Source organism: Siccirubricoccus phaeus (assembly GCF_008360935.1).
GTDB classification, from domain to species: Bacteria; Pseudomonadota; Alphaproteobacteria; order Acetobacterales; family Acetobacteraceae; genus Siccirubricoccus; species Siccirubricoccus phaeus.
Genome location: NZ_SRXO01000012.1, coordinates 135054 through 159107 on the forward strand (window position 1 = coordinate 135054; position 24054 = coordinate 159107).

Sequence of the window (24054 nt, forward strand, 5' to 3'; positions counted from 1 at the left end):
GCCGTTCTCCCGTCACGCCGCCACCGCCGTCCGCGCCGTGCTGCCATTGCCCCAGGCGATCTCCCCCACGGTATCGCAGGCGGTGCAGACCGGGGCCCAGCTCGCATGCTCCGCGCCGCAATGGCCGCAGCGCCAGCGCGGCTCGGGCGGGGCCTTGGCGGCCTCGCGCAGCCAGCGGCCCTGGGCGGCGCGGGCCTCGGCGGTTTCGCCCTGCTCCGCCTCCTCCAGCTCCGCCAGCAGCAGGAAAGCCCGGCGATCCGCCTCGCCGGAGGCCACCAGCGCCTCCAGCGCGGCGCGCGCCCGGCCGGTCAGCCCGGCGGCCAGGGCGGTGCGGGCCAGCAGCAGCCGGCTCTCCGCCGCCTCCGGGTTGCGGCGGATCAGCCCTTCCGCCGCCTTCACCTGCATCAATGTGTCCGGCTCGGCCGCCAGATAGGGCCCCGCCAGATCCGGGTGCGGCCTCGCCAGCCAGGCCTCCTCCAGCACCCCTCGGGCGCGGCGCGGGCTGCCCGCCGCCTCCAGCCTGCGTGCATGCGCCAGCGCCGCCGGGGCAAAGCCGTGATCCGCCTCGAAGGCCTGGCGCTCCAGCTCGGCGGCCTTCGCCGGATCCGTCTCCTGCGCCGCGGCGGCGAGCGCCAGGGCGGCGCGCGGCGCGTCCGGCGGCGAGAGGGCCAGCGCCTCCCGCCAATCCCGCGTGCGCAGCGCCAGCTCGGCGCGTTCCTGGCGCAGCCAGGCGGCGCCGGGATGCACCGCCTCGGCCTCCTTCGCCAGGGCATGGGCGGCGTCCCAGTCGCCCTCCTGCATCGCCTGGCGCAGCAGGCCGCGCAGCCCGAGGAAGCGGGCATCCTCCCGCCCCGCCAGCGCGCGGAACAGCTCGCCGGCGGCGGCCTCGCGCCCGGCCAGGCGCTCCGCCTCCGCGGCCAGCAGCAGGGTCTGCGGCGTGTCGCCCAGCAGGTGCCGGGCGCGGCGGGATTCCAGCCGCGCCGCCTCTGCCGTGCCGGCGGCCAGCGCCACCAGCACGCGGGTCACGGCGGCATCGCCCTCCGCCCGCCGGCGGGCGGCGCGGCGGGCGCGCAGCCGCCCGGGCAGCCGGCGCAGCGCGCCGATGCCGTTCAGCAGCAGGTGCAGCACCACGAAGCCCAGCAGCAGGGCCAGCAGGGCGACGGGGAAGCTGGTGCCGATCCAGGCATCGCCCACCTGGATCTCCACCGTGCCGCCCACCCCGGCCAGCCAGAGGGCCAGGGCGACGGCGGCGCCCAGCAGGGCGAGGACGAAAAGCGCGCGGCGCATCGCCTCAGCCCGCCGCGAGCTGGCGCAGCGCGGCGCGGGCGGCGAGCAAAGCGCGCGCCTGCTCCGCCCAGCCCTGCATGGCGGCGCGGGCGGGGGGCGGCAGCTTCTCGATATGCGTCAGGCTCATCTCCACATCCCCGGCTTCCAGCGCGCGGCGGGCGCGCTCGATCTCGGCTTCCGCCGCATCCCCCCAGACCACCTGCTCGCCGCGGCGGATGGTGACGAGGCCGCCAAGCCGCGCCAGGGCGCTATCCACCACGCCGGCGCGGCTGCCATCCGGCTGCATGGCGGCGTCGGAGGCGGCGCGGGCGGCCTTGGCCGCTTCCTCGAAGGAGAGGCGCAGCCCCGCCTCGGTGGGCGGCGGGGCGTTGGCGAAGCGGGTCAGCGCCGCCGGCGCCTCGCCGATGCGGGCCAGGGCCGGGCCCAAAGGCTGGCCGGAGATCAGGCTGGACCGCAGCGCATCCACTGCGGCGAGGCGGGCGGTGCGACCCTCGATGGCGGCGAGGCGCTGCTGCGCCGCCTCCAGCGCCGCGATGCGCTGGCCAAGCTGCGCCTCCAGCGCAGCCAGCTTCTGCTGCGCCGCGGCCTCGACGGCGGCGACGCGCTGGCCCAGCATCTCGCGCGTCTCGGCGGAGCGCTGCGCCTGGTCGGCGGCCTGGGCATCCAGCCTGCCGGCCAGGGTCTCCAGCGCCTGGCGGCTGGCGAGGCCGGCGGGGTCCACCACCGGGCGGCTTTCCAGCGCGCCCAGCCGGCGGTCGAGCGCCGTGCCGCGCTCCGTCGCCGCGCGGTCGGCGGCGGCCAGCCGCTCGGTCAGGGCGACCACCTGGGATTCCAGCGGCCGCAGATCGGGCGGCGGCGGGCGGCCTTCCAGCGCGCGGGTCCGCGCCTCCAGCGCCTGGTATTGCTGCACCCGGCCGTCGAGCCCGGCGACGTCGCCGCGCAGCGCCTCCAGCCTTTCCTCCGCCCGGGCCAGGCGCTCCGCCTCGTCGCTGCCCTCCGGCAGGATGCGCGGGGTGACCAGCAGCCACCACAGCGCCAGCAGCAGCACCACCCCGCCCACGCCGATGAGCAGCGCCGCCGGGTCCAGCCGCCAGGGCGCCGGCGGGGCGATGGGCGAATTGCGCGGCGGCGGGGCTTCCGGCGGGGCCTGGGTCTGGTCGGAATTGTCGCTCATGGTTCGCCTAGCTGGGGTCGAGCAGTTGCAGAAGCGAGTCCTGGTCCGGCCGCGCGGCGACCTTCAGGGACTGCCAGGTGAAAGGCGCCAGGGCGGCGCGGGCAGCCTCCGCCACCCTGGGGCTGATGGCCAGCGCCGCCATGGACGCGGCGCGTTCGCCCAGCCCGGCCTGACGCAGCAGGGCGATGGCGGCCGCGGCCGAGCGCGGGGAGAAGAACAGCGCTGCCGCCACCTGGTTGTCGGCGAGCGCCGCCCGGGCCGGGGCCGGCAGGGCGGCGGCTGGGGCGGCGGCATAGGCGATGCGGCGCAGCACGCGGAAGCCGGCGGCGCGGAGGGCGGCGGCGAGGTCCTGCCCATAGCCGGCGCCGACCGCCAGCAGCAGCGGCCCCGCTTTGGGGTCCAGCCGGGCGGTGGCGAGGCGGGCCAGGGCGGCGGCATCGCCCTCCGCCGCCGCCACCTTCACGAAACCGTGGGCGCGGGCCTCCGCAGCCGTCGCCTCCCCGACCGCCAGCACCGGCAGGCTGCGGGGCAGGGTGGCGGGCAGGCAGCGGGCGGCGGCGCGGCTGGTGAGCAGCAGGGCCTGCGCCCCCCGGGGCGAGATGAAGGGGCGCGGTGCCAGCAGCAGCGCCGGGGCTTCCAGCGGCTGCCAGCCCAGGGCGGCAACGCGCGCGGCGGTCTCCGCCGCGCCCGGCTCCGGCCGGGTGATCAGCACGGCGGGGGCGGGGTGGCCTTCGCGCATGCCGCGGCTTATAGGGCGGGCCGCCGGGCTTGGGCACCCTCGCCCGGCATCAGAGCCGGTTGAGACGGCTGGCGGCGGCGGATCCGCGCGGGAAAAAATTCGTCCCGGGGCCGGCCGGAGAAGGCGCCGATGGCATCGGCAGTCCTTCCGGCCCCTCGGGGCGGCGCGGGGTGCTGCGGCCGGCCGTGGCAGCGGCGCCTCACCCTTGCCCTCACCTTTGCAAGGATGCCGGATGCAGAGCAGCGCCGCGGTGCTGGGGCTGGAATCGAGCTGCGACGAGACCGCGGCGGCGGTGCTGCGCGCCGACGGCACCATCCTGGCCGAGGCGGTGCTGAGCCAGCTCCGCGAGCACGCCCCCTTCGGCGGGGTGGTGCCGGAGATCGCCGCCCGCGCGCATCTGGAACATCTGCCGGGGCTGATCGCCCGGGTCATGGCGGAGGCGGGTCTCGGCTATGCCGAGCTGGCGGGGGTGGCGGCGACCTCCGGCCCCGGGCTGATCGGCGGGCTGATCGTCGGCGCCTCGCTGGGCAAGGGGATCGCGCTGGCGCACCGCCTGCCCTTTGTCGCGGTGAACCACCTGGAGGCGCATGCCCTGACCGCGACCCTGCCGGGGCTGGTGCCGGGCGGGACGCGGTTTCCCTATCTGCTGCTGCTGATCTCCGGCGGGCATTGCCAATGCGTGGCGGTGGAGGGGGTGGGGCGCTATCGCCGCCTGGGCACCACGCTGGACGATGCGGTGGGCGAGGCCTTCGACAAGGCGGCGAAGCTGCTGGGCCTGCCCTGGCCGGGCGGGCCGGCGCTGGAAAGGCTGGCGGCGCGGGGGGATGCGGCGCGCTTCCCGCTGCCGCGGCCGCTGCTGGGGCGGGCGGGCTGCGATTTCTCCTTCAGCGGGCTGAAGACGGCGGTGGCGAATGCCCTGGCCCGGCTGCCGGGGTCGCCATCGGAGCAGGACAAGGCGGATTTGGCCGCGGGGTTTCAGGCCGCGGCGGCCGCGGTGCTGGCGGACCGGGCCGGGCATGCGCTGGCGATGCTGCCGGGCGCGACGGCGCTGGTGGTGGCGGGCGGCGTCGCGGCGAATGCGGCGGTGCGGGGGGCGCTGGAGGCCAAGGCGGCGAAGCACGGGCTGCCCCTGGTGGCGCCGCCGGTGCGGCTGTGCACGGACAATGCGGTGATGGTGGCCTGGGCCGGGGTGGAAAGGCTGCGGCGGGGGCTGGTGGATGCGCTGGGGCACGCGCCGCGGCCGCGATGGCCGCTGGAGGAGTTGGCGGGTTGAGGGGGACGCTGTCCCCCTCAAACTCCCCCTGCCAAGGGCCGAAGGGCCCTTGGAACCCTTGAGTTTTGCGGTTGAACCGTCGGGGCTGAAATTCGTGCCTTCCAAAGGCCCTTCGGCCTTTGGCGGGATCGGACGCACCGCGTCCGATGCTCGAGAGCGGCAGCGCCCCTCTCGATTTACCCCCGCAGCGCGGCCCCCGTGGCCTTCACCACCGCCGCCACGATCTTCCCCGCCACCGCCTCGATGTCCGCATCGGTCAGCGTCGCCTCGCGCGGCTGCAGCGTCACCTGGATGGCGAGGCTGACCTTGCCTTCCGGCAGCTTGTCGCCGGCATAGCGGTCGAACAGCATGACATCCGCGATGAGCGCCTTGTCCGCGTTCCGCGCCGCGCGCAGCAGCGCCTCGGCCGGTACCGTCGCGTCCACCAGGAAGGCGAAGTCGCGCCGCAGCGGCTGGAAGGCCGGCAGGTCGGGCGCGCCTTTCTTCCGCTTCTTCGGCTCCGGCACCGCGTCCAGGAACACCTCGAACGCCACCGCCGGCCCGGCGATGTCGAGCGCGGCGCGGATTTTCGGATGCAGCTCCCCGAAGGTGGCCAGCACCGTCTTCGGCCCCTGCCGCACCACGCCGCTGCGGCCCGGATGGTAGAAGCCCGGGGCATCCGCAGTGACGGAGAGCGCCGCCATCGGCACGCCGAGCGCCGAGAGCACGGCGAGCGCATCGCCCTTGGCGTCCATCGCATCGACGGGGCGGGAGGCCTCCGCCCAATGCCGCGGCGTGTGGCCTGCCCGCACCCCGGCGGCGACGGCCAATTGCCCTTCCGGCGAGGGATCGCGATAGGCCGCGCCGAGCTCCGCCAGCGCCACATCCGGCCAGCCGCGCGCAGCGCTGCGCGCGGCGGCCAAAGCGAGGCTCGCCACCGGCGTCGGCCGCATCTGGTCGAGATCGGCGGCGATCGGGTTCTCCAGATGCAGCGTCTCCGGCGTGGCGCCGAAGAGGGCCGCAATCTTCGCCTCCAGGAAGCCGAAGCTGACGCAATCCAGCATGCCGCGCGCCGCCAGCACCCGGCGGGCCAGCACGGCGCGGGCCTGCTTCGGCGTCAGCGCCGGCGGCGGGACGATGCCGGCGGTAGGCAGCGAGACGGGCGGGATGGCGTCGAGGCCGCGCAGCCGCAGCACCTCCTCCACCAGATCGGCCTCGGGCTCGATGACGGCGCAGCCCTCGGCGGCGGCGCGGGCGCGCTCCGGCTTCAGGCCGGGGAATTGGTCCAGCGCGCCGCAGCCGGCGATGTCGTTGCGCCAGGAGGGGATGGCGACCGCCACCTTCGCCGCGTCGCGCGCTTCGACGGTGAAGCCGAGGCGTTCCAGCGCGCCCACCGCCTCGTCGGGCGGCACCTCGGCACCGCCGAGGCCGGCCAGGCGCTCGAAACGCAGCGTGGCGCTGCGCTGCCAGGCGGGGGGGGTGCCGGCTGCCGCCACCTCGCTCGCCTCGCCGCCGCAGAGCTGGATCATCAGCTCGGTGGCCAGGTCCAGCGCCAAAGGCGGCAGGGCCGGGTCCACGCCGCGCTCGAACCGCGCGCGGGCATCGGTGCGGATATCGTGCCGGCGGCCGGAAAGGGCGATGCGCACCGGGTCGAACAGCGCGCATTCGATGAAGCATTCGGTGGTGGTCTCGTCGCAGCCCGTGGGGGCGCCGCCGATGATGCCGCCCAGGGCTTCCGGCCCGGCGGCGTCGGCGATGACGCCATCCTCCGGCGTCAGCGCATACTCCTTGCCGTTCAGCGCGGCGAGCACCTCGCCCGCCCGCGCCATGCGCATGGTCAGCGTGCCACCCTTCACCTTCGCCACGTCGAAGACGTGCAGTGGCCGGCCGAGGCCGAAGGTGAAGAGGTTCGTCACATCCACCAGCGCATTGATCGGCCGCTGGCCGATCGCCACCAGCCAATCCTGCAGCCATTTCGGCGAGGGGCCGTTGCGCAGCCCACGGATGGCGCGGCCGAGGACGTAGTCGCAGGCGCGCGGATCGGCGATCTCCCAGCGCAGCGGCGAGGCATAGGCCGGCGCCACCGCGGGCGTCGGCAGCGGCTGCAGCGTGCCGAGGCCCGCCGCCGCCAGATCCCGCGCCACGCCGCGCACGCCGAGCGCATCGCCGCGATTGGGCGTGACGCTGATCTCGATGACCGGGTCGTCGAGCCCGGCCCAGGTCACGTAGCTCTCGCCGAGCGGGGTGTCTTCGGGCAGGTCCACGATGCCGCTATGGTCGTCGCCGAGGCCCATCTCGCGCGCCGAGAGCATCATCGCCTCGGAGGCGACGCCGCGGATTTCTCCACGTTTCAGGGTGATGCCCGTGCCGGGGATATAGGCGCCGGGCAATGCGACAACGCCTTTCATGCCGGCCCGCGCATTCGGAGCGCCGCAGACGACGGAGAGCAGCTTGCCGTCGCCCGGATCGACCTTCAGCGCGCGAAGGCGATCGGCGTTGGGGTGCTGCACCGCCTCCACCACATGGGCGATGCGGAAGGCGGCGAGCGCCGCGCCGCGATCCTCCACGCCTTCCACCTCCAGCCCGATGCGGTTGAGGGTGGCGAGGATGATCTCCAGCGAGGCCTCGGTCGCGAGATGCGCGCGGAGCCAGGAGAGCGGGAATTTCATCTTGGAGCGCCTATCGCTGCCTGTCGCTGCCCGTTGCCCTGGCGCGGCTTTGCCGCGGCAGGCTGTGCCGAAGCGCGGATCGGGAGGGACCCTTCGGGGCCCCGGCGACGCCGCGCAGCGGTGGCGTGGGGATCGGTCATACCCCCTCCGCGAGCGAAGGCGGCGAGAGCGGGTCGCTCGCCCAGTGGCGCAGCCAGCGCAGGTCGCTCTCGTAGAAGGGGCGGAGGTCGGGCATGCCGTGCTTCAGCATGGTGATGCGCTCGATCCCCATGCCGAAGGCGAAGCCCTGCCACTCCCGCGGATCGAGGCCGCAATTGGCCAGCACCTTGGGGTGCACCATGCCGGAACCCAGGATCTCCAGCCAGTCGCCGCCTGCGCCCAGCGCGCCGGTCTTCCGGTTCCAGCCGATATCCACCTCCATGGAGGGCTCGGTGAAGGGGAAGTAGGAGGCGCGGAAGCGCACCGGCAGGTCGGCGATGCCGAAGAAGGCGCGGAGGAAGTCGATCAGGCAGCCCTTGAGATGGCCGAGATGGATGTGGCGGTCGATGACCAGCCCCTCCACCTGGTGGAACATCGGGCTGTGGGTCGCGTCATGGTCGGCGCGCCAAGTGCGGCCTGGAACGATGACGCGGATCGGCGGCTCCTGCGAGAGCATGGTGCGGGCCTGCACCGGCGAGGTGTGGGTGCGCAGCACCGGCCGGCGGCCATCCGGCCCGGCGGGCAGATAGAAGGTGTCGTGGTCCTGCCGCGCCGGGTGGTGGTCCGGGATGTTCAGCGCGGAGAAATTCAGCCAGTCGGACTCGATATCCGGCCCTTCCGCCACGGAGAAGCCCTGGGCGCCGAACAGGGCCACCAGCTCCTCGAAGGTGCGGCTGATGGGGTGGATGCCGCCTTCCCCGGCGGGCGCCGCCGGGCGGGGCGGCAGGGTCACGTCAAGCCGCTCCGCGGCCAAGCGGGCGTCCAGCGCCGCTTCCTCCAACGCCAGGCGGCGGGCCTCGATGGCCGCCTCCAGCTCGCCCTTCAGCCGGTTCAGCGCCGCCCCGCGCTCCTTCCGCTGCTCGGCCGGGACGGCGCCCAGCCCCTTCAGCAGCCCGGTCAGCCGGCCGCTCCGGCCCAGCGTCGCCACGCGCACCGCATCCCAGGCGCGCAGATCGGCGGCGGCGGCGAGAAGTTCGGCGGTTTCGGCCCGGAGGGCCTGAAGGTCATCGCTCATGCATCGCGGGTCCCGGACAGGCAAAAGGCCGCACCCTGGCGGGAGCGGCCCCTTGCGCAACACTCTACCCCGAAGGGGAAGGATCAGCCAGCCGGCGCGGAGGCCGGCTTCGCCGCGCGGGCCTTCTCGACCAGCGCGGCAAAGCTCGCCGGGTCGTCGAAGGCGATGGCGGCCATCACCTTGCGGTCCAGCTCGATCCCCGCGGCCTTCACCCCGGCGATGAACTGGGAATAGGTCAGCCCGTGCTCCCGCACCGCGGCGTTGATCCGCTGGATCCACAGGCCGCGGAAGTCGCGCTTCTTGTTGCGGCGGTCGCGATAGGCGTATTGCAGCGCCTTCTCGACCCGCTCCAGCGCGGGACGGTAATTGGTGGAGGACCGGCCGACATAGCCCTTGGCGAGCTTCAGGACCTTCTTGTGCCGGGCATGGGCGGTAACGCCCCGCTTCACGCGTGCCATGGTGCCGCCTCCTTACCGCTCGAGCCCGTAGGGGGCCCACTGCTTCACCGTCAGCCCATCCTGGTGGCGCAGCACCTGGGTGCCGGTGTTCTGCCGCTTCACCTTGGAGGAGCGGGCGGAAAGGTTGTGCCGCTTCTTGCCCGGGCCGGCGAGCACCTTGCCGGTGGCGGTGATCTTGAAGCGCTTCTTCACAGAAGACTTCGTCTTCATCTTGGGCATTTCGGACCTCCGTACTCGGCCGTGAGGCGCCCCGGCGAAGGGGCGCGAGAACGCGGCCGGGCATGCCCTACAGGCCCGGCGCGCGTGGGAGGCGGGCGTATAGCGGCGCCCCCCGGCGGAGGCAAGACGCGGCGGCGCCGGGGCTGCGGGGTGCCACCGCGCAGGCGGGCATGATTTTGCAACCAAGCCGTGTCTTTGAGCCGTCCCGATCGTCTCAAAGAGTGTAATATTAAGCTGTGCCACTGCCGGTTGCTGGACTTATTCCCGCTCCGCATCGCAACATGAGAACACGGCCAGGGGAATTTCACCTTTTCGGAGAGAGGTGCCGCGAAATGCGGCAACGCCGGGGCGGTGGGCATGCCAGGCCAAGCTGATCCGCGGCCCCGCCGCCGAACCCGTTGCACGGAGAGCGCCGATGCCCACCTCTGATTCCCCCTATTCCGTCTATCTGCTGTCCGGCGTGGACAGCACCGGCGACACGACCGGCGCCATCAGCGGCGCGCCGGCCACCGGCAGCACCATCACCCTGTCCGGCACCGGGAATTTCAGCCTGGATTCCGGCGAGGGCTTCGGCACCCAGGTGCCGGGCCAGACCGGCACGGTGCTGCTCAGCTATCGCGGCCTGGCGGTGGTGGACGGGGTGTCCGGCTTCTATGCCTCCGGCACCGTCGGCGGCAGCCTCAAATACTACTTCTTCACCAAGGACCCGGCCGCGCTCGGCAGCGGCGCCGCGGCCACGCTGAGCCCGGATGCGGTGGGCGCCGGCGCCACGGACTACACCTTCTGCTTCATGCCCGGCACGCGGATCGCCACCCCGGCAGGCGAGCGCGCGGTGGAAAGCCTGGCGATCGGCGACCTCGTCACCACGCTTGCAGGCGAGACCCGCGCCATCCGCTGGATCGGCCGGCAGACCGTCTCCACCCTCTTCGCCGGCCGCGCCGACCGCCTGCCAGTCCGCATCAGGGCCGGCGCCCTGGCCGAGGGCGTCCCGAGTCGCGACCTGGTGCTCTCCGCCGGCCATGCCCTGCTGCTGGACGGCGCGCTGGTACAGGCCGGCGCGCTGGTGAACGGCACCACCATCCTGCGGGATGAGGACGCGCCGGCAAGCTTCACCTATTACCATATCGAAACCGCCGACCACGCCATCATCCTGGCGGAGAACACCCCGGCGGAGACCTTCCTGGACGCCGAGACCCGCGCCACCTTCGACAATGTGGCGGAGTACGAGGCGATGTTCGCCGAGGCGCCCGCCATGCCGGCGCTGGACCTGCCGCGCGCCCTGTCCCACCGCCAGGTGCCGGCCGCCATCCGCCAGCGCATCGCCGCCCGCGCCGCGGCGCTGGCCGGCCCGGACGCCGCCGCGGCCTGAGCCCGGTCCCGCAGGCAGGGCGACCAGGCAGGGGCGGGCCGCGGCCGGCGGTCCGCCCTTTCTGCTGCCTGTCGCCTGGCCCTAATATCCTGCCCAACGGGGCAGGAGAGGCAGGGATGGCCGACTCGATTCTTCTCGGCGCGGGCGATCTGCCCTGCCGCCTGCTGCTCGCCCGCGCCAACCGCCACGGGCTGATCGCCGGCGCCACCGGCACCGGCAAGACCGTGACCCTGCAGACCCTGGCAGAAGGGCTCTCTCGCGCCGGGGTGCCGGTGTTCTGCGCCGATGTGAAGGGCGACCTCGCCGGCCTGGCCGAGGCGGGCAGCCCCAACCCGAAGCTGGAGCAGCGCGCCGCCGCGCTGGGCGAGGCGGATTACGCCTATGAGCCCGCGCCCGCCGTCTTCTGGGACGTGTTCGGCCAGCTCGGCCACCCGCTGCGCGCCACCGTCGCCGAAATGGGCCCGGTGCTGCTGGCGCGGATGCTGGAGCTGAACGAAACCCAGGAAGGCGCCCTCGCCATCGCCTTCGCCCTGGCCGACGACGAAGGCCATCTGCTGCTGGATTTCAAGGATCTGCGGGCGATCCTCGGGCATGTGGCGGAGCGCGCCTCGGAGGTCAGCACCGCCTATGGCCATGTCACCAAGGCCAGTATCGGCACCATCCAGCGCCGCCTGCTGCTGCTGGAGCAGGAGGGCGGCGAGCGCTTCTTCGGCGAGCCGGCCCTGGCGCTGCAGGACCTGATGCTGCTGACGCCGGAGGGGCGCGGCGCGGTGAACGTGCTGGCGGCGGAAAAGCTCATCGCCTCGCCGCGGCTCTACGCCACCTTCCTGCTCTGGCTGCTCTCCGAGCTGTTCGAGGAGCTGCCGGAGGTGGGCGACCTGCCGAAACCCAAACTGGTCTTCTTCTTCGACGAGGCGCATCTGCTGTTCCGCGACGCGCCGCGCAGCCTGGTGGAGAAGGTGGAGACGGTGGTGCGGCTCATCCGCTCCAAAGGGGTGGGGGTCTATTTCGTCACGCAGAACCCGCTGGATCTGCCGGCGACGGTGCTGGGGCAGCTCGGCAACCGGGTGCAGCATGCGCTGCGCGCCTTCACCCCGGCGGAGCAGAAGGCGGTGCGGGCGGCGGCGGAGACCTTCCGGCCCAACCCGAAGCTGCGGGTGGAGGAGGCGATCACCGCCCTGGGGGTGGGAGAGGCGCTGGTCTCCACCCTGCAGGAAGACGGCACGCCGAGCATGGTGGAGCGCGCCCGCATCCTGCCGCCGCGCGGCCGGATCGGGCCGCTGACGGCGGAGGAAAGGGCGGCGATCATGGGCCGCTCGCCGCTGGCCGGGCATTACGATACGCCGGTGGACCGGGAAAGCGCCTATGAGCGGCTGGTGGGCCGCGCCTCGGCACCGCAGGCGGAAGGGCCGCAGCGCACCGGCGGCGCGCCGGTACGCGGCGGCAACCCCTGGGGCGGGGCCGCCCTGCCGCCCCGGCCAGTGCCGGAAGCGCGCGGGCCGCGGGGCGGCCGCATCCCCGATACCGGCGGAGGGCTGGGCGGCATGGTGGGGGATATCCTCACCGGGCGCGGCGGCCGGCGGGAAGGGGTGGTGGAATCCATGGCCAAATCCGCGGCGCGCAGCGTGGGGCGGCAACTCGGGAACGCGGTGCTGCGGGGGGTTTTGGGGTCTATCCTGAAACGCTGAGGCACCGGGAGGGGCGCCGCCCCTCCCGGACCCACCCCGCCAAAGGCCGAAGGGCCTTTGGAAACCCTTGAGTTTGGCGTCTCGACCGACGGGTCCGGACTAAAGGGTTCCAAGGGCCCTTCGGCCCTTGGCGAGTGGGAGTTTGAGGGAGGGCAGCGCCCTCCCTCAACACCTTGGCCTGACGCCCCGGAAAGCGCATATCCCCCGCACCATGACTCCCTTCCGCAAGATGCACGGCCTCGGCAACGACTTCGTCGTGCTGGATGCTCGCCGGGCCGATCTGCCGATCACCCCCGCCCGGGCGGCCGCCATCGCCGACCGCCGGCGGGGCATCGGCTGCGACCAGTTCATCGTCATGGAGCCCGGCGCGGACGGTGCGGATGTCTTCATGCGCATCCGCAACCCGGATGGCTCGGAGGCCGGGGCTTGCGGCAATGCCACCCGCTGCATCGCTGCCCTGGTGGCCGAGGAGACCGGCAAGGACCACGTCCTGGTCCGCACCGTCGCCGGCGATTTGCCGGTGGAACGCCTGCCCGGCGGCCTCTGGCGCGCCGATATGGGCCCTGCCCGGCTCGACTGGCGCGACGTGCCCCTGGCGCGGGAGGTTGACACGCTGCACCTGCCGCTGACGCGCGGCGGGCTGGCCGACCCCGCCGCCTGCTCCATGGGCAACCCCCACGCCACCTTCTTCGTGCAGGATCTGCACGCGCTGCCGGTGGCGGCGCTGGGGCCCTCGCTGGAACGCGACCCGATCTTCCCGGAACGTGCCAATATCGGCTTCGCTCAGGTGCTGAACCCGGAGCATCTCCGCCTGGTGGTCTGGGAACGCGGCGCCGGCCTGACCCTCGCCTGCGGCTCCGGCGCCTGCGCCGCGCTGGTGAATGCGGCGCGGCGCGGCCTCACCGGCCGCCGCGCCACCGTTTCCCTGCCGGGCGGCGACCTCGTCATCGAATGGCGCGCGGACGGACATGTGCTGATGACCGGCCCCGTCGCCACCGCCTTCACCGGCGCGCTCGACCTGGAGGCCTACGCCGCGTGACCGCCCCCCTGGGCCAGGACGCCGCGCGGCAGGTCGAGCCCGACCGCCCGCGCCAGAACGCCGTGGAGCGGGGCGGCATCGAGGTGCTGACCTTCGGCTGCCGGCTCAACACCTATGAGTCGGAGGCGATGCGCGACCTGGCCACCAAGGCCGGGCATGGCCGCGCCATATTGGTAAACACCTGCGCCGTGACAGCGGAGGCGGAGCGCCAGGCCCGCCAGGCCATCCGCCGCGCAGCGCGGGAGAATCCGGACACCCCGATCATCGTCACCGGCTGCGCCGCGCAGATCGCGCCGGAGAAGTGGGCCGCGCTGCCCGGCGTCACCCGCCTCATCGGCAATGCGGAGAAGCTGAAGCCGGAAGCCTGGGCGCCGGAGGCGCCGCCCGCGCCGGTGACGGATATCATGGCGGCGCGGGAGACCGCGGCGCATCTGGTGACGGAATTCGCCGGCCGCGCCCGCGCCTTCGTGCAGGTGCAGCAGGGCTGCGACCATCGCTGCACCTTCTGCGTCATCCCCTATGGCCGCGGCCCCTCGCGTTCCGTGCCGATCGGCGCGGTGGTGGAGCAGGTGCGGGCGCTGGTGGCGCATGGCTACCGGGAGGTGGTGCTGACCGGCGTGGACATCACCAGCTACGGGCCTGACCTGCCCGGCGCGCCCAGCCTCGGCCAGATGGCGCGGCGGCTGCTGGCGCTGGTGCCGGAGCTGCCGCGGCTGCGGCTTTCCTCGCTGGATCCGGTGGAGATCGACGACGACCTCTGGCGGCTGATCGAGAATGAGCCGCGGCTGATGCCGCATCTGCACCTCTCGCTGCAGCATGGCGACGACCTGATCCTCAAGCGGATGAAGCGGCGGCATCTGCGGGCGGATGCGCTGGCGGTAGCGCGGCGGGCGCGGGCGGTGCGGCCGGATATCGCCTTCGGTGCGGACCTGATCGCCGGCTTCCCGACCGAGGATGAAGCGGCCTTCGCCCGCTGCCTCGAACTTGTCGAGGAGATGCAACTCGCCTTCCTCCACGTCTTTCCCTATTCCGAGCGGCCGGGCACGCCGGCGGCGCGGATGCCCGCCGTGCCGGTGAAGCTGCGGAAGGAGCGCGCGGCGCGGCTGCGTGCCGCGGGAGCGGCCAGCGCGGCGCGCTTCTACGCCGGGCGGCTGGGGCAGGAGGAAGCGGTGCTGTTCGAGGGCGAGGATCGCGGCCACACCGCGCATTTCGCGCCGCTGCGCCTGCTGGGCGGCGGCGCCGCGCCGGGCGAATTGCGCCGGGTGCGGGTGACGGGGGCGGAGGAGTCCGGCCTGCTGGCGGAGGCTGCCTGAACCATGGCGCTGCGCGACTGGCTTACCCGGCTGCGCGGGAAGGAGGCGCCGCCGAGCTCCGCACCGGCGCCATCGCCCGCGCCGCCGGCCCCTCCGGCGCCTGTCCCGCCCTCGCCGCCTGCGCCGGCCGAGCCCGCGCCGCTCGTCACGGCGCCTTCGGCGCCGGCCGCTGCACCTTCAGCGCCGGTCCCGCCCTCGCCAGCCGCGCCACCCTCCGCGCCGCCCTCCATGCCGGCCGGGCGCATGCCGACCCCCGCCCCGCCCGCGCCAATCGCTGCGCCTTCGGCGCCCGTTCCTCCCACGCCAGCCGCGCCGCCCTCCATGCCGGCCGGGCGCATGCCAACCCTCGCTCCGTCCGCGCCAGCCGCTGCGCCTTCGGCGCCCGTTCCGCCCACGCCAGCCGCGCCGCCCTCCATGCCGGCCGGGCACACGCCGACCCCGGCTCCGCCCGCACCAACCGCCGCGCCTTCGGCCCCCATCCCGCCCGCGCCAGCCGCACGACCCTTCACGCCGGCCGGGCAGACGCCGACCCCGGCCCCGCCCGCACCAGCCGCCGCGCCTCCGGCCCCCATCCCGCCCGCGCCAACCGCACCACCCTTCACGCCGGCCGGGCAGACGCCGACCCCGGCCCCGCCCGCACCAGCCGCCGCGCCTTCGGCCCCCGCCCCGCCCACGCCAACCGCGCTGCCCTCCGCGCCGGCCGGGTACACCCCCTCGCCCGCGCCGGTCGCAACGCCTTCAACATCTCTCTCGCCGACGCCACCGCCGCCCGCGCCGGAGCGCGCGCCGTCCCCGGTGCCGCCGGTGCCCGTCGCTGCGCCTTCGGCACCCGCCTCGCCGCCGCCGGCCGCGCCAGCCGAGCGCACGCCGCCCGCTCCGCCCTTCGTCGCCCCTCCGGCGCCAATCCCCTCCCCGCCAGCGACGTCGCCGGCCCCGGCACGGGCCGTGCCGCCCTCGGTTGCCGTGCCATCGGCACCGATCCCGTCTCCAGCGGCCGCACCGCCGGTCTCCGCCCCGGCCCCGCCGGCCCCTGCGGCGCGGGTCGCGGCCCCGCTGGCCCCGCCTGCACCGCTTGCCGCCCCTCCGGCACCACCCCCATCCGCCCCGGTCGCGCCGCAGGTCTCGGTCTCGGTCCCGCCGACACCGGTCACGGCCCCGATTCCCCCTCCGCCACCCCCCGCCGCGCCACCCGAGCCGGAGCAGCGCGGCGGCTGGTTCTCCCGCCTCAAGGCCGGGCTCTCCCGCTCCACCGCCAAACTGACGGAAAGCGTCACCTCCCTCTTCCGCAAGCGCCGCCTGGATGACGAAGCGCTGGAAGAGCTGGAGGACACGCTGATCACCGCCGATCTCGGCGTCGCCGCCTCCCGCCGCATCGTCGAAAGCTTCCGCCGCACCCGCTTCGGCAAGGAGGTGACGGATGAGGAGGTGAAGGCGACGCTGGCCGAGGAAATCGCCGCCATCCTCGGCCCCGTTGCCCAGCCCATGCCCATCGACCCCACCAGGGCGCCGCATGTGGTGCTGGTGGTCGGCGTGAACGGCACCGGCAAGACCACCACCATCGCCAAGCTCGGCCAGCAATACCGGGAACAGGGGCTGCGCTGCGCCTTCGTCGCCGGCGACACTTTCCGCGCCGCAGCCGTCGAGCAGCTCCAGATCTGGGGCGACCGCACCGGCGCCAAGGTCCACGCCCCCGCGAAGCAGGGCGCCGATGCCGCCGGCCTCGCCTTCGACGCGCTGACCGCCGCCCGCGCCGATGGCACCCGGGTGCTGCTGGTGGACACCGCCGGCCGCCTGCATAACAAGACCGCGCTGATGGAGGAGCTGCGCAAGGTGGTGCGCGTCCTCCGGCGCGTGGATGCCTCGGCGCCGCATTCCGTGCTGCTGGTGCTGGACGCGACCACCGGCCAGAACGCCCTGCAGCAGGCCAAGGTGTTCAAGGAGATGGTGGATGTCTCCGGCCTCGCCGTGACGAAGCTGGACGGCTCGGCCAAGGGCGGCGTGGTGGTGGCGCTGGCGCAGGAATTCGGCCTGCCGGTGCATTTCGTCGGCGTCGGCGAGAAGGCCGGCGACCTCCGCCCCTTCGAAGCGCGGGATTTCGCCCGCGGGCTGATGGGGCTGGAGTGATGCGCCGCCGGGCCCTGCTCCTGGCGATGCTGCCGGTGGCGGGGCTGGCGCGGGCGCAGGGGCGGGCCGAGAGCCAGCCGCAGCCGCCATCCCAACCCGCCCTGCCGGACGTGCCGGGCTTCATCCAGCTCATCCCCGCCCCCGGCGCGCCGCCCGTGGCGCTGGCCGTGCGCCAGGTGGTACGCATCGGCCATGCCGATGGCCGCACCGCCATCGACACCACCGCCTTCGTCCAGCAGCGCAGCGTGGAGCCGGCCGAGGTGGTGGCGCGGCGGCTGGCCGCCCTCGGCCTGCGGCTGGTGCGGCTGACCGATCTGAACGGCGCCGGCACCTGGATCGCGGCCGACCGCGTGGTGCTGGTCCGCGGCCCCACCGAGCGCTATGCCACCGGCGCCCGCGCCGCCATTGTCGTGGTGGGTCTGCGCTTCACCACGGATGTCGCGGTGCGCGAAAGCGTGCCGGAAGTGCTGGCCGCCCTGCGGCAGGCGTTGACGCCGTAGCGCCCTCCCCCGCCGCTTGGGCACTGCGGCCAACGGAGCCGGGCCCGTCTCCGCGGAACGGGTGGCCCGGCCGCGCGGGCGCTGCCGCCAGCGGAGTGGGGATGCCGTCTCCGCTGACCGGGCCGCCACCGCCCCTTCAGCCCCCTTCCCTCCTCCCCCTGCTTCGGGCCCAATCTCCGCCCACCGCATGGGGAAGCCCTCGATGACCGAAATCCGCTGGGACCGCATGACCGCGCCGGAGCTGAAGGCCAGGGCGGCGGAGGGTGCGCTCGCCATCCTGCCGGTCGGCAGCCTGGAACAGCACGGCCCGCATCTGCCGGTCTGGACCGACAGCTACTGCGCGCATGAGATCGCGCTGCGCGGCGGCGCCGCCTCCGGCAAGCCCGTGGCGGTGCTGCCGCCGATGTGGCTGGGGCTGTCCGAGCACCACCTGCCCTTCGGCGGCACCATCACCCTTGATCACGCCACCTTCCACGGCGTGCTGCGCTGCGTGGTGCGCTCCCTGCTGGCGGATGGCTTCGGCAAGCTGCTGATCGTCAACGGCCATGGCGGCAATATCGACCCGCTGGCGGTCAGCGCGCGGGAGCTGGCGGCGGAATTCGGCATCCCCATCGTGGTCACCACCTGGCCGCAGCTCGCGCCGAAGGAGATTGGCGCCATCCTCACCACTCAGCCCGGCATCCACCACGCCTGCGAGGGCGAGACCAGCCTGTGGCTGGCCCTGGATGCGGCGCAGGTTCGGCAGGAGAAGATCGCCGAGAGCCTCTCCAACCCGCCGCCCAACCCGCCCCAGGGCATGGTGCGCTTCTGGTCCTTCATGGAACGCGCGCCCCGCACCGGCGTACGCGGCGACCCGCGCGCGGCCACGGCGGAGAAGGGGGAGGCAATCCTCAAGGCGGTGACGGAGGCGCTGGCGGCGGCGATCCGGGACGAGGCGCTGTGGAGCGCGCCGGACCAGGTCTGGGCACCGGGACGGGCGCTGCGGGGGTAACGGCGCCGTTCCCTCCCCCGCTGGCGGGGGAGGATTAGGGTGGGGGTGGCTGCCGGTCCGAGGGTGGGGGGTGCTGCCGGGCCGGGGCCGAACGCCTCGCCGGGCGGAGAGGCACCCCCACCCCGACCCTCCCCCGCCGGCGGGGGAGGGGGAGCCGCCGGGTGTCCTGCAGCAGCTTTGCCGCTTCAGGCTGTGCGAAGCCTCGGCAATCCAGCGACTCCGCGAGGAAACTAAGTCACCCGCTCCAATTCCTTGTCGTCCAGCCCGCCCGGCACGATCGTCATCGGCACCCGCACCCGCGACGCGTACCGCCCGGTCAGCGCCGAGATCAGCGGCCCCGGCCCGCCGCTCTCCGCCGCCGAGGCCAGCACCAGGATGGAAATCCGCGGATCCTCCTCCAGCAGCGCCAGCAGCTCGTCCCGCGGATTGCCCTCGCGGATCAGCAATATCGGCAGCCCGCCGGTGATCTCGTTCACCTGCGCCGCCAGGGCGGAAAGCAGCTTCTCCGCCTCCTCCCGCCGCTCCTCCGCCATCATCGCGCCGACGCCGGCCCATTCCACCAGCCCCTCCGGCTCGATCACCCGGAGCAGCGCCACCCGCCCGCCGCCATTCCGCGCCCGCAGGCAGGCATAGCGCAGCGCGATGGCCCGCTCCGGGCTGTCATCCACCACCACCAGGAACACCCGGTCCCGCTTGGTCGCGGCGGCCCGGGCCTCGGGTGTGGCTTCCTCGGGCGTCGTCTCGGGCATCAGCTCCTCCGGAACACCACGCTCCCCACCCAGCCGGCAAGCGCGGCCAGGAAGATGCAGGCGATACCGTAGAGGAAGGGCTGATCCTCCGCGACCGTCGCGATCCGGTCGGCGGTGCCGACCCGGTCCACGCGGAAATCCAGCGTCTGCCGCGCCACCACCTGGCGGGAGCGGATGAGGAGCACCTGCACCCGGTAATCCCCGGTCGGCACCCCCGCCGGCAAGGGCAGCCGGGCATGGAACAGCCGGCTGCCCGCCACCTCCACCGGGTGGGTGTCCTCCACCCAGAGGCCGGAGCGCTTCTCGAGATCCAGCAGCGCGGCGCGGAAGCGCGGATGGCGCGCCCCGGTGCTCACCAGGCGCAGGGAATCGAGGCCGAGGCTATGCCGCTGCCGCTGCTCCTCCGGCAGCAATTGCCAGGCGGGGCGGGTGCCGGCGATGAAGTAGAAGCCCGGCACCTCGGCGAAGCGGGCGGACGGGCCGTTGACCCAGAGGAAGCCGAGGGCCGGGACCTTCCGCCGCACCACCACCGGCCGGTTCGGCCCCTGCGCCACCACCAGCACCTCATCCCCGCCGGGCCCGATCGGCTGGTCCGTGCTGCCGAAGACCATGAGCTGGGCGCCGGTGAAGCCGGTGGTGACCTCCACCGCATCCTGGGAGAGGGCGGCCACCAGCGCCTCCTGCCCCCGCGCCGGCAGGGCGAGCAGCAGCAGCAGGGAAAGCGCCCGGATCACAGCGCCACCCCGCTGCTGAAGAGATCGGCCGGTGGCCGCAGCAGCCCCCAGAGCAGGCTGAGCGCGACGCCGAGCACCAGCAGGCCGAGCAGCGCCCGGGTCTCCTCGCCGCGCAGCCTGCTGCCCATGGCGGCGCCGAATTGCGCCCCGGCGACGCCGCCCGCCAGCAGCAGCAGGGTCAGCAGGATATCGACGGTGCCGAGCTGCACCGCCTGCAACAGCGTGACGTTGGCGGCGACGAACACCACCTGGAACAGCGAGGTGCCGATCACCACCGAGGTCGGGATGCCGAGCAGGTAGATCATCGCCGGCACCAGCATGAAGCCGCCGCCCACGCCCATGACGGCGGAGAGGATGCCGATGAAGCCGCCGATCAGCAGCGGCGGGATGACGGAGATGTAGAGCCGCGACTTGCGGAAGCGCATCTTGAAGGGCAGGCCGTGCACCCAGAAATGCTCGTGCAGCTTGCGCTGCGGCGCGGTGCGGCGGCGGAGGATGGCCCGCACGCTCTCCATCACCATCAGCCCGCCGACGGTGCCGAGCACGATGACGTAGAAGAGCGAGACGGCGAGATCCACCTGGCCGACCCGCCGCAGCAGGGCGAAGAGCTGCACGCCGAGCACCGAGCCGATGAAACCGCCGATGAGCAGCACCGTGCCCATCCGCGCATCCACATTGCCGCGCCGCCACTGGGCGATGAGGCCGGAGACCGAGGCGCCGAGCGTCTGGTTGGCGCCGGAGGCGACGGCGACGGGCGCCGGAATCCCGACGAGGATGAGCAGCGGCGTCAGCAGGAAGCCGCCGCCGACGCCGAACAGGCCGGAAAGCCAGCCCACGCCGAACCCGATGCCGACCAGCAGGAAGGCATCCACGGACATCTCGGCAATCGGCAGGTAGACCTGCAACGCGGGATTCCAGAGCACAGCGGCCGCCCACCCTGGTCGCGCCTGCAGGGCAGGGGCGGCCAGGGGCCGACGGGCCGGGGGAAAAGCTTCGCCAGCCTTGGCCGCAAAGGGTGGCGGCAATGCGGCATCCGGTGCGGCCAAAGCGGGAATGGCGCCCGGTGTGGGCCGGGTGTGGCCGCGCTGCAACCCTGTTCCGCCAGCCGTGAACCGGTGCGGCGACGCGGCGTTGCAGTGGCACAATCCGTAAACGGGGGACCGCGCCGCATGTCCACGACCCATATCGCCGACGCCGACCTCAGGGCCGGCACCGCCCTGCCCGAAGGCGCGCCGGCCCTGCCGCCGCGGATCTCCTGGGGCGCCGTCTTCGCCGGGGGGGTGGTGGCGGTAGCGACCGGCGCCATGCTGGCCGTCCTCGGCGTCGCCATCGGCGCCAGCACGGTGGATGCGCAGAACGCCGCCTCGCCCAGCGGCGCGGCCTTCGGCATTGCCGGCGGCATCTGGCTGCTGGTGGCCAATTTGCTGGGCCTCGCGGCCGGCGGCTATGTCGCGGCGCGGCTCTCCGGCTCCGCCGACTCGACGGACACGACGCTGCACGGGCTTTCGGTCTGGGCCATCGGCTACCTGCTCTCGGCGGTGCTGCTCGGCAACATCATTGCCGGCACGGCGAGCACGGCCGTGCAGGGGGCGTCCTCCGTGCTGGGCGGCGTCGCCCAGGGGATGGGCCAGGCCGCGGGCGCGGCCGGCGGCCCGGCGGCCGAGGCGGCGCAGCAGGTGGATCCCCGTGCCCTGGTAGAACGGGCGCAGACCGCGCTCCGCACCGGCGGCGACCCGGCACAGATGACGAGCGACCAGCGCAATGCCGAGATCGGCCAGCTCCTCACCCGCCGGGTAACTGAGGGCAATCTGGCGCAGCCGGAGCGCGACCGGCTGGGCCGGCTCATCGCCGCCGAATACGGCATCGCGCCGGAGGAAGCGCAGCGCCGCCTGGCCCAGGCGGAGACCCAGGCGACCGAGGCGGCCCAGGCCGCGGAGCGCCGCGCCCGCGAGGCGGCGGATGCGGCGGCGACGGCCGGTGCGGTCGGGGCCTATTGGGCCTTCGCCGCGCTGCTGCTCGGCGCCGCTGCGGCGGTGCTGGGCGCCCGGGTGGGCACCAGGCGGGCCGTTCCGCTGGGACGGTACGGCTACGTCGGCGGCGCCGATCGCTGACGCGCCCGGGGGCCCTCGGACGGGAGCCTCCTCGAACGGAGGCTTCTCGGACGGGGGCCAGGCGTCGCTGAATTCCGGGCGCCCTGCACCGCCTGCCGTGGCGGGACCACGGTAGGGACGCCCGGCGGGGGGAGTGTCCCCCAGGGAACCGCGCCGCGGCTCCGCGAGGCTCCGGCACCACTGAATTCCCGGGCCGCTCCCCCCTTCCCCGCCCGGCGCGGGGAGGGCCGGGGGGCCCGCCGGAACTCCTGCCACAACTGGCAGCGCCGATCCCGCCGCCCCCTACTGCTCCCCCAGCCTTGGCATCGTCGCATGCCCCGGCGCCGTTACCCCATGGCCGCGCAGCACCAGCCACAGGCTCCGCGCCAGCAGCGCCACATCCCCAGCGAGGCTTACCTTCCGCGCATAATCCGCGTCCAGCGCCAGCCGCCTTTCCCAGGGTACCGCATTCCGGCCCGCCGCCTGGGCCAGCCCGGCGAGTCCCGGCCGCACCGCGTGCCGCGCCGCCTGGGCCGGGGTGAAGCGCGGCAGATACTCCACCGGCAGGGGGCGCGGGCCGACCAGGCTCATCTCCCCGCGCAGCACGTTCCAGAGCTGCGGCAGCTCATCCAGCCCGCTCGCGCGCAGCGCCCGGCCGAAGCGCCCGAGCCTTGCCGCATCCTCGCCGGGCCCGGCCACCATGCTGCGGAATTTCAGCAGGATGAAGGGCACGCCGCCGCGCCCGATCCGCGCCTGGCGGAACAGCACCGGCCGGCCCAGCACGGCCCATACCGCCAGCGCCACCAGGGCCGGCAACGGCGCCGCCAGCGCCAGCGCCAGCAGCGCGCCGGCCAGGTCGAAAGCGCGCTTGCCCCAGGCCCTATACATGGCCCGCCAGCGTCGGCAGCGCACCGGCCAGGGTCGCCGCCCGGTTTCCCGGCGCCCGGACATGGCCCGCCAGCGTCGGCAGCGCACCGGCCAGGACCGCAGCCCGGTTTCCCGGCGCCCCGCCATGGCCCGCCAGCGCTGGCGGCCTGTCCGCCAGGGCCGCAGCCCCGCCTTCCCGGCGTACGGACATGGCCCGCCAGCACCGGCGACGCCCCTGCCGGGGCCGCAGCCTTGCTATTCCAGCACCCGGACATGGTCTACCGGCACCGGCGGCGCTCCCGCCAAGGCCGCAGCCCCCTTGGCCCCAGCGTCTAGACATGGGCCGTGGCGGCCGCAGGCGCCGGGGAAGGCCGCCGCGCCTCCACCCCCAGCGAAAACAGCAGGCCGAGCGCGAACCAGGCCATGCGGTTGCCGAGATCGGTCGAGACCATCACCGTCAGCCCGATCGGCAGGGTGAGGGCGGCGATCACCGCCGCCCGCTCCGGCGCCACCCGCCCGGCCTGGCGAAGCGCCAGCGCCACCCCGCCCCCGAAGGCCGCCAGCCAGAGCAGCAGCCCGGGCAGCCCACCCTCCGCCAGCGCCTCCAGCGCATGGTTGTGCGGGTGCAGATGGCGGTCATCGCCAGTGCCGGCGGCGATGGTGAAACTGCCGCTGCCAAGGCCGAAAGGCGCCATCCTCCCGGCCCAGAGCAGCGCCTCCTGCCACAGGATCAGCCGCGCCGGGGTGCGCTCCGTCGGGTCGCCGAACAGCCGGTCGAGGGTCGCCAGATCGGCGCTGACGCCCGGCAGCAGCAGCAGCGCCGCCAGCCCGGCGCCCCCGGCGGCGGCGACCAGCGCCACCCAGGCCAACGCCATCCCCGGCCGGCCACGCCGCCAGAGCAGCAGCGCCGGCGCCCCGGCCACGCCCAGGCCGAAGGCCAGCAGCGCCGCCCGCCCCCCCGGCAGCAGCACGGCGAGCGCCAGCGCCCCCAGCACCGCCAGCCAGCCCAGCCGCGCCCAGCCCCGCGCCAGCACCAGGCGCAGCGCGGCGACGCCGCCGCCGCAGGCCATCGCGAGGCCGGCCAATTGGTACTGCACCCTGGTCCGCTCCGGATCGGCACCGGGCTCGCCGCCCAGCACCACCCGGTCATGCGCCAGTCCCCAGCCCACCCCGGCGCCGACCAGCAGCCCGATCCCGACCACGGCGAGGGCGAAGCGGCGCCGCGTCGGCCCATCCGCGCCCACCAGCAGCCCGGCCAGCAGCATCGGCGGGCCGAGCAGCACCATCTGCGGCAGCTTCGCCGCCATCACATGCGCCGAGCGGCTCCACCCCCCCGCCAGCACCAGCCAGAACAGCAGCAGCCCGGCGCCCAGCAAGGGCGGGCCGAGCGCGGCGGACACCCGCCATTGCCGCAGCACCAGCAGGAAGCCGAGCGAGGGCAGCAGCGCCAGCAGGGCCAGGGCGGTGAGATCGACCGGCAGCCCGCCCATCCCCGGCAGGGATTTCAGCGCCCCGGCGAATTGCAGCAGCGCGGCGAAGAGGCCGGCGCCGGCGGTAAGCACCGAGGCATCCGCCCGGC

At 74.4% G+C, this 24054-nt stretch carries 21 protein-coding genes; 9 read left to right on the top strand and 12 right to left on the bottom strand.

Annotated features, from left to right (window positions below):
* Positions 1 to 12: 12 nt before the first annotated feature.
* The 3 genes from E5N76_RS17540 to E5N76_RS17550 are packed head-to-tail and all read right to left on the bottom strand — an operon-like array spanning position 13 to position 3200.
* The gene (locus E5N76_RS17540) at positions 13 to 1287 is read right to left on the bottom strand and encodes a heme biosynthesis HemY N-terminal domain-containing protein (protein WP_149538624.1); all 1275 of its coding nucleotides are present in this window, start codon (positions 1285 to 1287) and stop codon (positions 13 to 15) included.
* A 4-nt stretch (positions 1288 to 1291) separates the two neighbouring features.
* Positions 1292 to 2461 carry a hypothetical protein gene (locus E5N76_RS17545; RefSeq protein ID WP_149538625.1) on the bottom strand — a complete coding sequence of 390 codons (1170 nt, stop codon included), beginning with the start codon at positions 2459 to 2461 and terminating at the stop codon, positions 1292 to 1294.
* Between the two features lie 7 nt (positions 2462 to 2468).
* Complete coding sequence (locus E5N76_RS17550) at positions 2469 to 3200, bottom strand: uroporphyrinogen-III synthase (protein ID WP_187830232.1); 732 nt, start codon at positions 3198 to 3200, stop codon at positions 2469 to 2471.
* A gap of 232 nt (positions 3201 to 3432) precedes the next feature.
* On the opposite strand from E5N76_RS17550, the gene tsaD reads away from it, so the two are divergent.
* Entirely contained in the window at positions 3433 to 4473 is a 1041-nt protein-coding gene (gene tsaD, locus E5N76_RS17555; protein WP_149538627.1) for a tRNA (adenosine(37)-N6)-threonylcarbamoyltransferase complex transferase subunit TsaD, read from the top strand.
* A 176-nt stretch (positions 4474 to 4649) separates the two neighbouring features.
* Here tsaD and pheT read toward each other — a convergent pair whose 3' ends face one another.
* From pheT to rpmI, 4 genes are all read right to left on the bottom strand, one after another.
* Entirely contained in the window at positions 4650 to 7121 is a 2472-nt protein-coding gene (gene pheT, locus E5N76_RS17560; protein WP_149538628.1) for a phenylalanine--tRNA ligase subunit beta, read from the bottom strand.
* A gap of 136 nt (positions 7122 to 7257) precedes the next feature.
* On the bottom strand, positions 7258 to 8334 hold the full coding sequence (pheS, locus tag E5N76_RS17565; RefSeq protein WP_149538629.1) for a phenylalanine--tRNA ligase subunit alpha: 1077 nt from the start codon (positions 8332 to 8334) through the stop codon (positions 7258 to 7260).
* 83 nt (positions 8335 to 8417) lie between these two features.
* Positions 8418 to 8792 (bottom strand): 50S ribosomal protein L20, encoded by a 375-nt coding sequence (rplT, locus tag E5N76_RS17570; protein ID WP_149538630.1) that lies wholly within the window; start codon positions 8790 to 8792, stop codon positions 8418 to 8420.
* Positions 8793 to 8804: 12 nt separating this feature from the next.
* Positions 8805 to 9011: a 50S ribosomal protein L35 gene (rpmI, locus tag E5N76_RS17575; RefSeq protein ID WP_149538631.1), complete on the bottom strand. Its 207-nt coding sequence runs from the start codon at positions 9009 to 9011 to the stop codon at positions 8805 to 8807.
* Between the two features lie 415 nt (positions 9012 to 9426).
* Here rpmI and E5N76_RS17580 point away from each other — a divergent pair, with 415 nt between their 5' ends.
* The 7 genes from E5N76_RS17580 (at position 9427) to E5N76_RS17610 (ending at position 18035) form a co-directional block, all read left to right on the top strand.
* Positions 9427 to 10380, top strand: coding sequence for a Hint domain-containing protein (locus E5N76_RS17580; RefSeq protein ID WP_149538632.1), 954 nt, complete (start codon positions 9427 to 9429; stop codon positions 10378 to 10380).
* Positions 10381 to 10496: 116 nt separating this feature from the next.
* A complete protein-coding gene (locus tag E5N76_RS17585; protein WP_149538633.1) occupies positions 10497 to 12068 on the top strand; it encodes a helicase HerA-like domain-containing protein in 1572 nt (523 codons plus the stop codon).
* A 211-nt stretch (positions 12069 to 12279) separates the two neighbouring features.
* On the top strand, positions 12280 to 13107 hold the full coding sequence (dapF, locus tag E5N76_RS17590; protein ID WP_149538634.1) for a diaminopimelate epimerase: 828 nt from the start codon (positions 12280 to 12282) through the stop codon (positions 13105 to 13107).
* Positions 13108 to 13235: 128 nt separating this feature from the next.
* The gene (gene mtaB, locus E5N76_RS17595) at positions 13236 to 14420 is read left to right on the top strand and encodes a tRNA (N(6)-L-threonylcarbamoyladenosine(37)-C(2))-methylthiotransferase MtaB (RefSeq protein ID WP_235907756.1); all 1185 of its coding nucleotides are present in this window, start codon (positions 13236 to 13238) and stop codon (positions 14418 to 14420) included.
* A gap of 1158 nt (positions 14421 to 15578) precedes the next feature.
* Positions 15579 to 16544 carry a signal recognition particle-docking protein FtsY gene (ftsY, locus tag E5N76_RS17600; RefSeq protein ID WP_457852681.1) on the top strand — a complete coding sequence of 322 codons (966 nt, stop codon included), beginning with the start codon at positions 15579 to 15581 and terminating at the stop codon, positions 16542 to 16544.
* On the top strand, positions 16544 to 17044 hold the full coding sequence (locus tag E5N76_RS17605) for a hypothetical protein (protein ID WP_149538637.1): 501 nt from the start codon (positions 16544 to 16546) through the stop codon (positions 17042 to 17044). The genes ftsY and E5N76_RS17605 overlap by 1 nt, the downstream gene beginning before the upstream one ends.
* A gap of 202 nt (positions 17045 to 17246) precedes the next feature.
* The gene (locus E5N76_RS17610) at positions 17247 to 18035 is read left to right on the top strand and encodes a creatininase family protein (RefSeq protein WP_149538638.1); all 789 of its coding nucleotides are present in this window, start codon (positions 17247 to 17249) and stop codon (positions 18033 to 18035) included.
* A gap of 230 nt (positions 18036 to 18265) precedes the next feature.
* On the opposite strand, the gene E5N76_RS17615 is transcribed toward E5N76_RS17610, so the two are convergent.
* The 3 genes from E5N76_RS17615 to E5N76_RS29595 are packed head-to-tail and all read right to left on the bottom strand — an operon-like array spanning position 18266 to position 20423.
* Positions 18266 to 18784 carry a universal stress protein gene (locus E5N76_RS17615; protein WP_149538639.1) on the bottom strand — a complete coding sequence of 173 codons (519 nt, stop codon included), beginning with the start codon at positions 18782 to 18784 and terminating at the stop codon, positions 18266 to 18268.
* Positions 18784 to 19518, bottom strand: a complete 735-nt coding sequence (locus E5N76_RS29590; protein WP_187830234.1) for a TIGR02186 family protein — start codon at positions 19516 to 19518, stop codon at positions 18784 to 18786. Before E5N76_RS29590 ends, E5N76_RS17615 begins: the two co-directional genes overlap by 1 nt.
* On the bottom strand, positions 19515 to 20423 hold the full coding sequence (locus tag E5N76_RS29595; RefSeq protein WP_187830235.1) for a sulfite exporter TauE/SafE family protein: 909 nt from the start codon (positions 20421 to 20423) through the stop codon (positions 19515 to 19517). The genes E5N76_RS29590 and E5N76_RS29595 overlap by 4 nt, the downstream gene beginning before the upstream one ends.
* 264 nt (positions 20424 to 20687) lie before the next feature.
* On the opposite strand from E5N76_RS29595, the gene E5N76_RS17625 reads away from it, so the two are divergent.
* Complete coding sequence (locus E5N76_RS17625) at positions 20688 to 21629, top strand: hypothetical protein (protein WP_235907749.1); 942 nt, start codon at positions 20688 to 20690, stop codon at positions 21627 to 21629.
* 282 nt (positions 21630 to 21911) lie between these two features.
* Here the strand turns inward: E5N76_RS17625 and E5N76_RS17630 are convergent, their stop codons facing one another.
* Together E5N76_RS17630 and E5N76_RS17635 are read right to left on the bottom strand one after the other, a co-directional pair.
* Entirely contained in the window at positions 21912 to 22496 is a 585-nt protein-coding gene (locus tag E5N76_RS17630) for a sugar transferase (protein ID WP_149538641.1), read from the bottom strand.
* Positions 22497 to 22807: 311 nt separating this feature from the next.
* Complete coding sequence (locus E5N76_RS17635; protein ID WP_235907750.1) at positions 22808 to 24037, bottom strand: O-antigen ligase family protein; 1230 nt, start codon at positions 24035 to 24037, stop codon at positions 22808 to 22810.
* Positions 24038 to 24054: the final 17 nt, after the last annotated feature.

Excerpts from the sequence above, each read along its gene's own strand:
- E5N76_RS17605 (WP_149538637.1), top strand. The coding sequence starts at position 16,544 with ATGCGCCGCCGGGCCCTGCTCCTGGCGATGCTGCCGGTGGCGGGGCTG.
- pheT (WP_149538628.1), bottom strand. The coding sequence starts at position 7,121 with ATGAAATTCCCGCTCTCCTGGCTCCGCGCGCATCTCGCGACCGAGGCC.
- E5N76_RS17625 (WP_235907749.1), top strand. The coding sequence starts at position 20,688 with ATGTCCACGACCCATATCGCCGACGCCGACCTCAGGGCCGGCACCGCC.
- pheS (WP_149538629.1), bottom strand. The coding sequence starts at position 8,334 with ATGAGCGATGACCTTCAGGCCCTCCGGGCCGAAACCGCCGAACTTCTC.
- dapF (WP_149538634.1), top strand. The coding sequence starts at position 12,280 with ATGACTCCCTTCCGCAAGATGCACGGCCTCGGCAACGACTTCGTCGTG.
- rplT (WP_149538630.1), bottom strand. The coding sequence starts at position 8,792 with ATGGCACGCGTGAAGCGGGGCGTTACCGCCCATGCCCGGCACAAGAAG.
- E5N76_RS17540 (WP_149538624.1), bottom strand. The coding sequence starts at position 1,287 with ATGCGCCGCGCGCTTTTCGTCCTCGCCCTGCTGGGCGCCGCCGTCGCC.
- rpmI (WP_149538631.1), bottom strand. The coding sequence starts at position 9,011 with ATGCCCAAGATGAAGACGAAGTCTTCTGTGAAGAAGCGCTTCAAGATC.
- E5N76_RS17580 (WP_149538632.1), top strand. The coding sequence starts at position 9,427 with ATGCCCACCTCTGATTCCCCCTATTCCGTCTATCTGCTGTCCGGCGTG.
- E5N76_RS17585 (WP_149538633.1), top strand. The coding sequence starts at position 10,497 with ATGGCCGACTCGATTCTTCTCGGCGCGGGCGATCTGCCCTGCCGCCTG.
- mtaB (WP_235907756.1), top strand. The coding sequence starts at position 13,236 with ATGCGCGACCTGGCCACCAAGGCCGGGCATGGCCGCGCCATATTGGTA.
- E5N76_RS17545 (WP_149538625.1), bottom strand. The coding sequence starts at position 2,461 with ATGAGCGACAATTCCGACCAGACCCAGGCCCCGCCGGAAGCCCCGCCG.
- tsaD (WP_149538627.1), top strand. The coding sequence starts at position 3,433 with ATGCAGAGCAGCGCCGCGGTGCTGGGGCTGGAATCGAGCTGCGACGAG.
- E5N76_RS17630 (WP_149538641.1), bottom strand. The coding sequence starts at position 22,496 with ATGTATAGGGCCTGGGGCAAGCGCGCTTTCGACCTGGCCGGCGCGCTG.
- E5N76_RS17615 (WP_149538639.1), bottom strand. The coding sequence starts at position 18,784 with ATGCCCGAGACGACGCCCGAGGAAGCCACACCCGAGGCCCGGGCCGCC.
- E5N76_RS17550 (WP_187830232.1), bottom strand. The coding sequence starts at position 3,200 with ATGCGCGAAGGCCACCCCGCCCCCGCCGTGCTGATCACCCGGCCGGAG.
- E5N76_RS17610 (WP_149538638.1), top strand. The coding sequence starts at position 17,247 with ATGACCGAAATCCGCTGGGACCGCATGACCGCGCCGGAGCTGAAGGCC.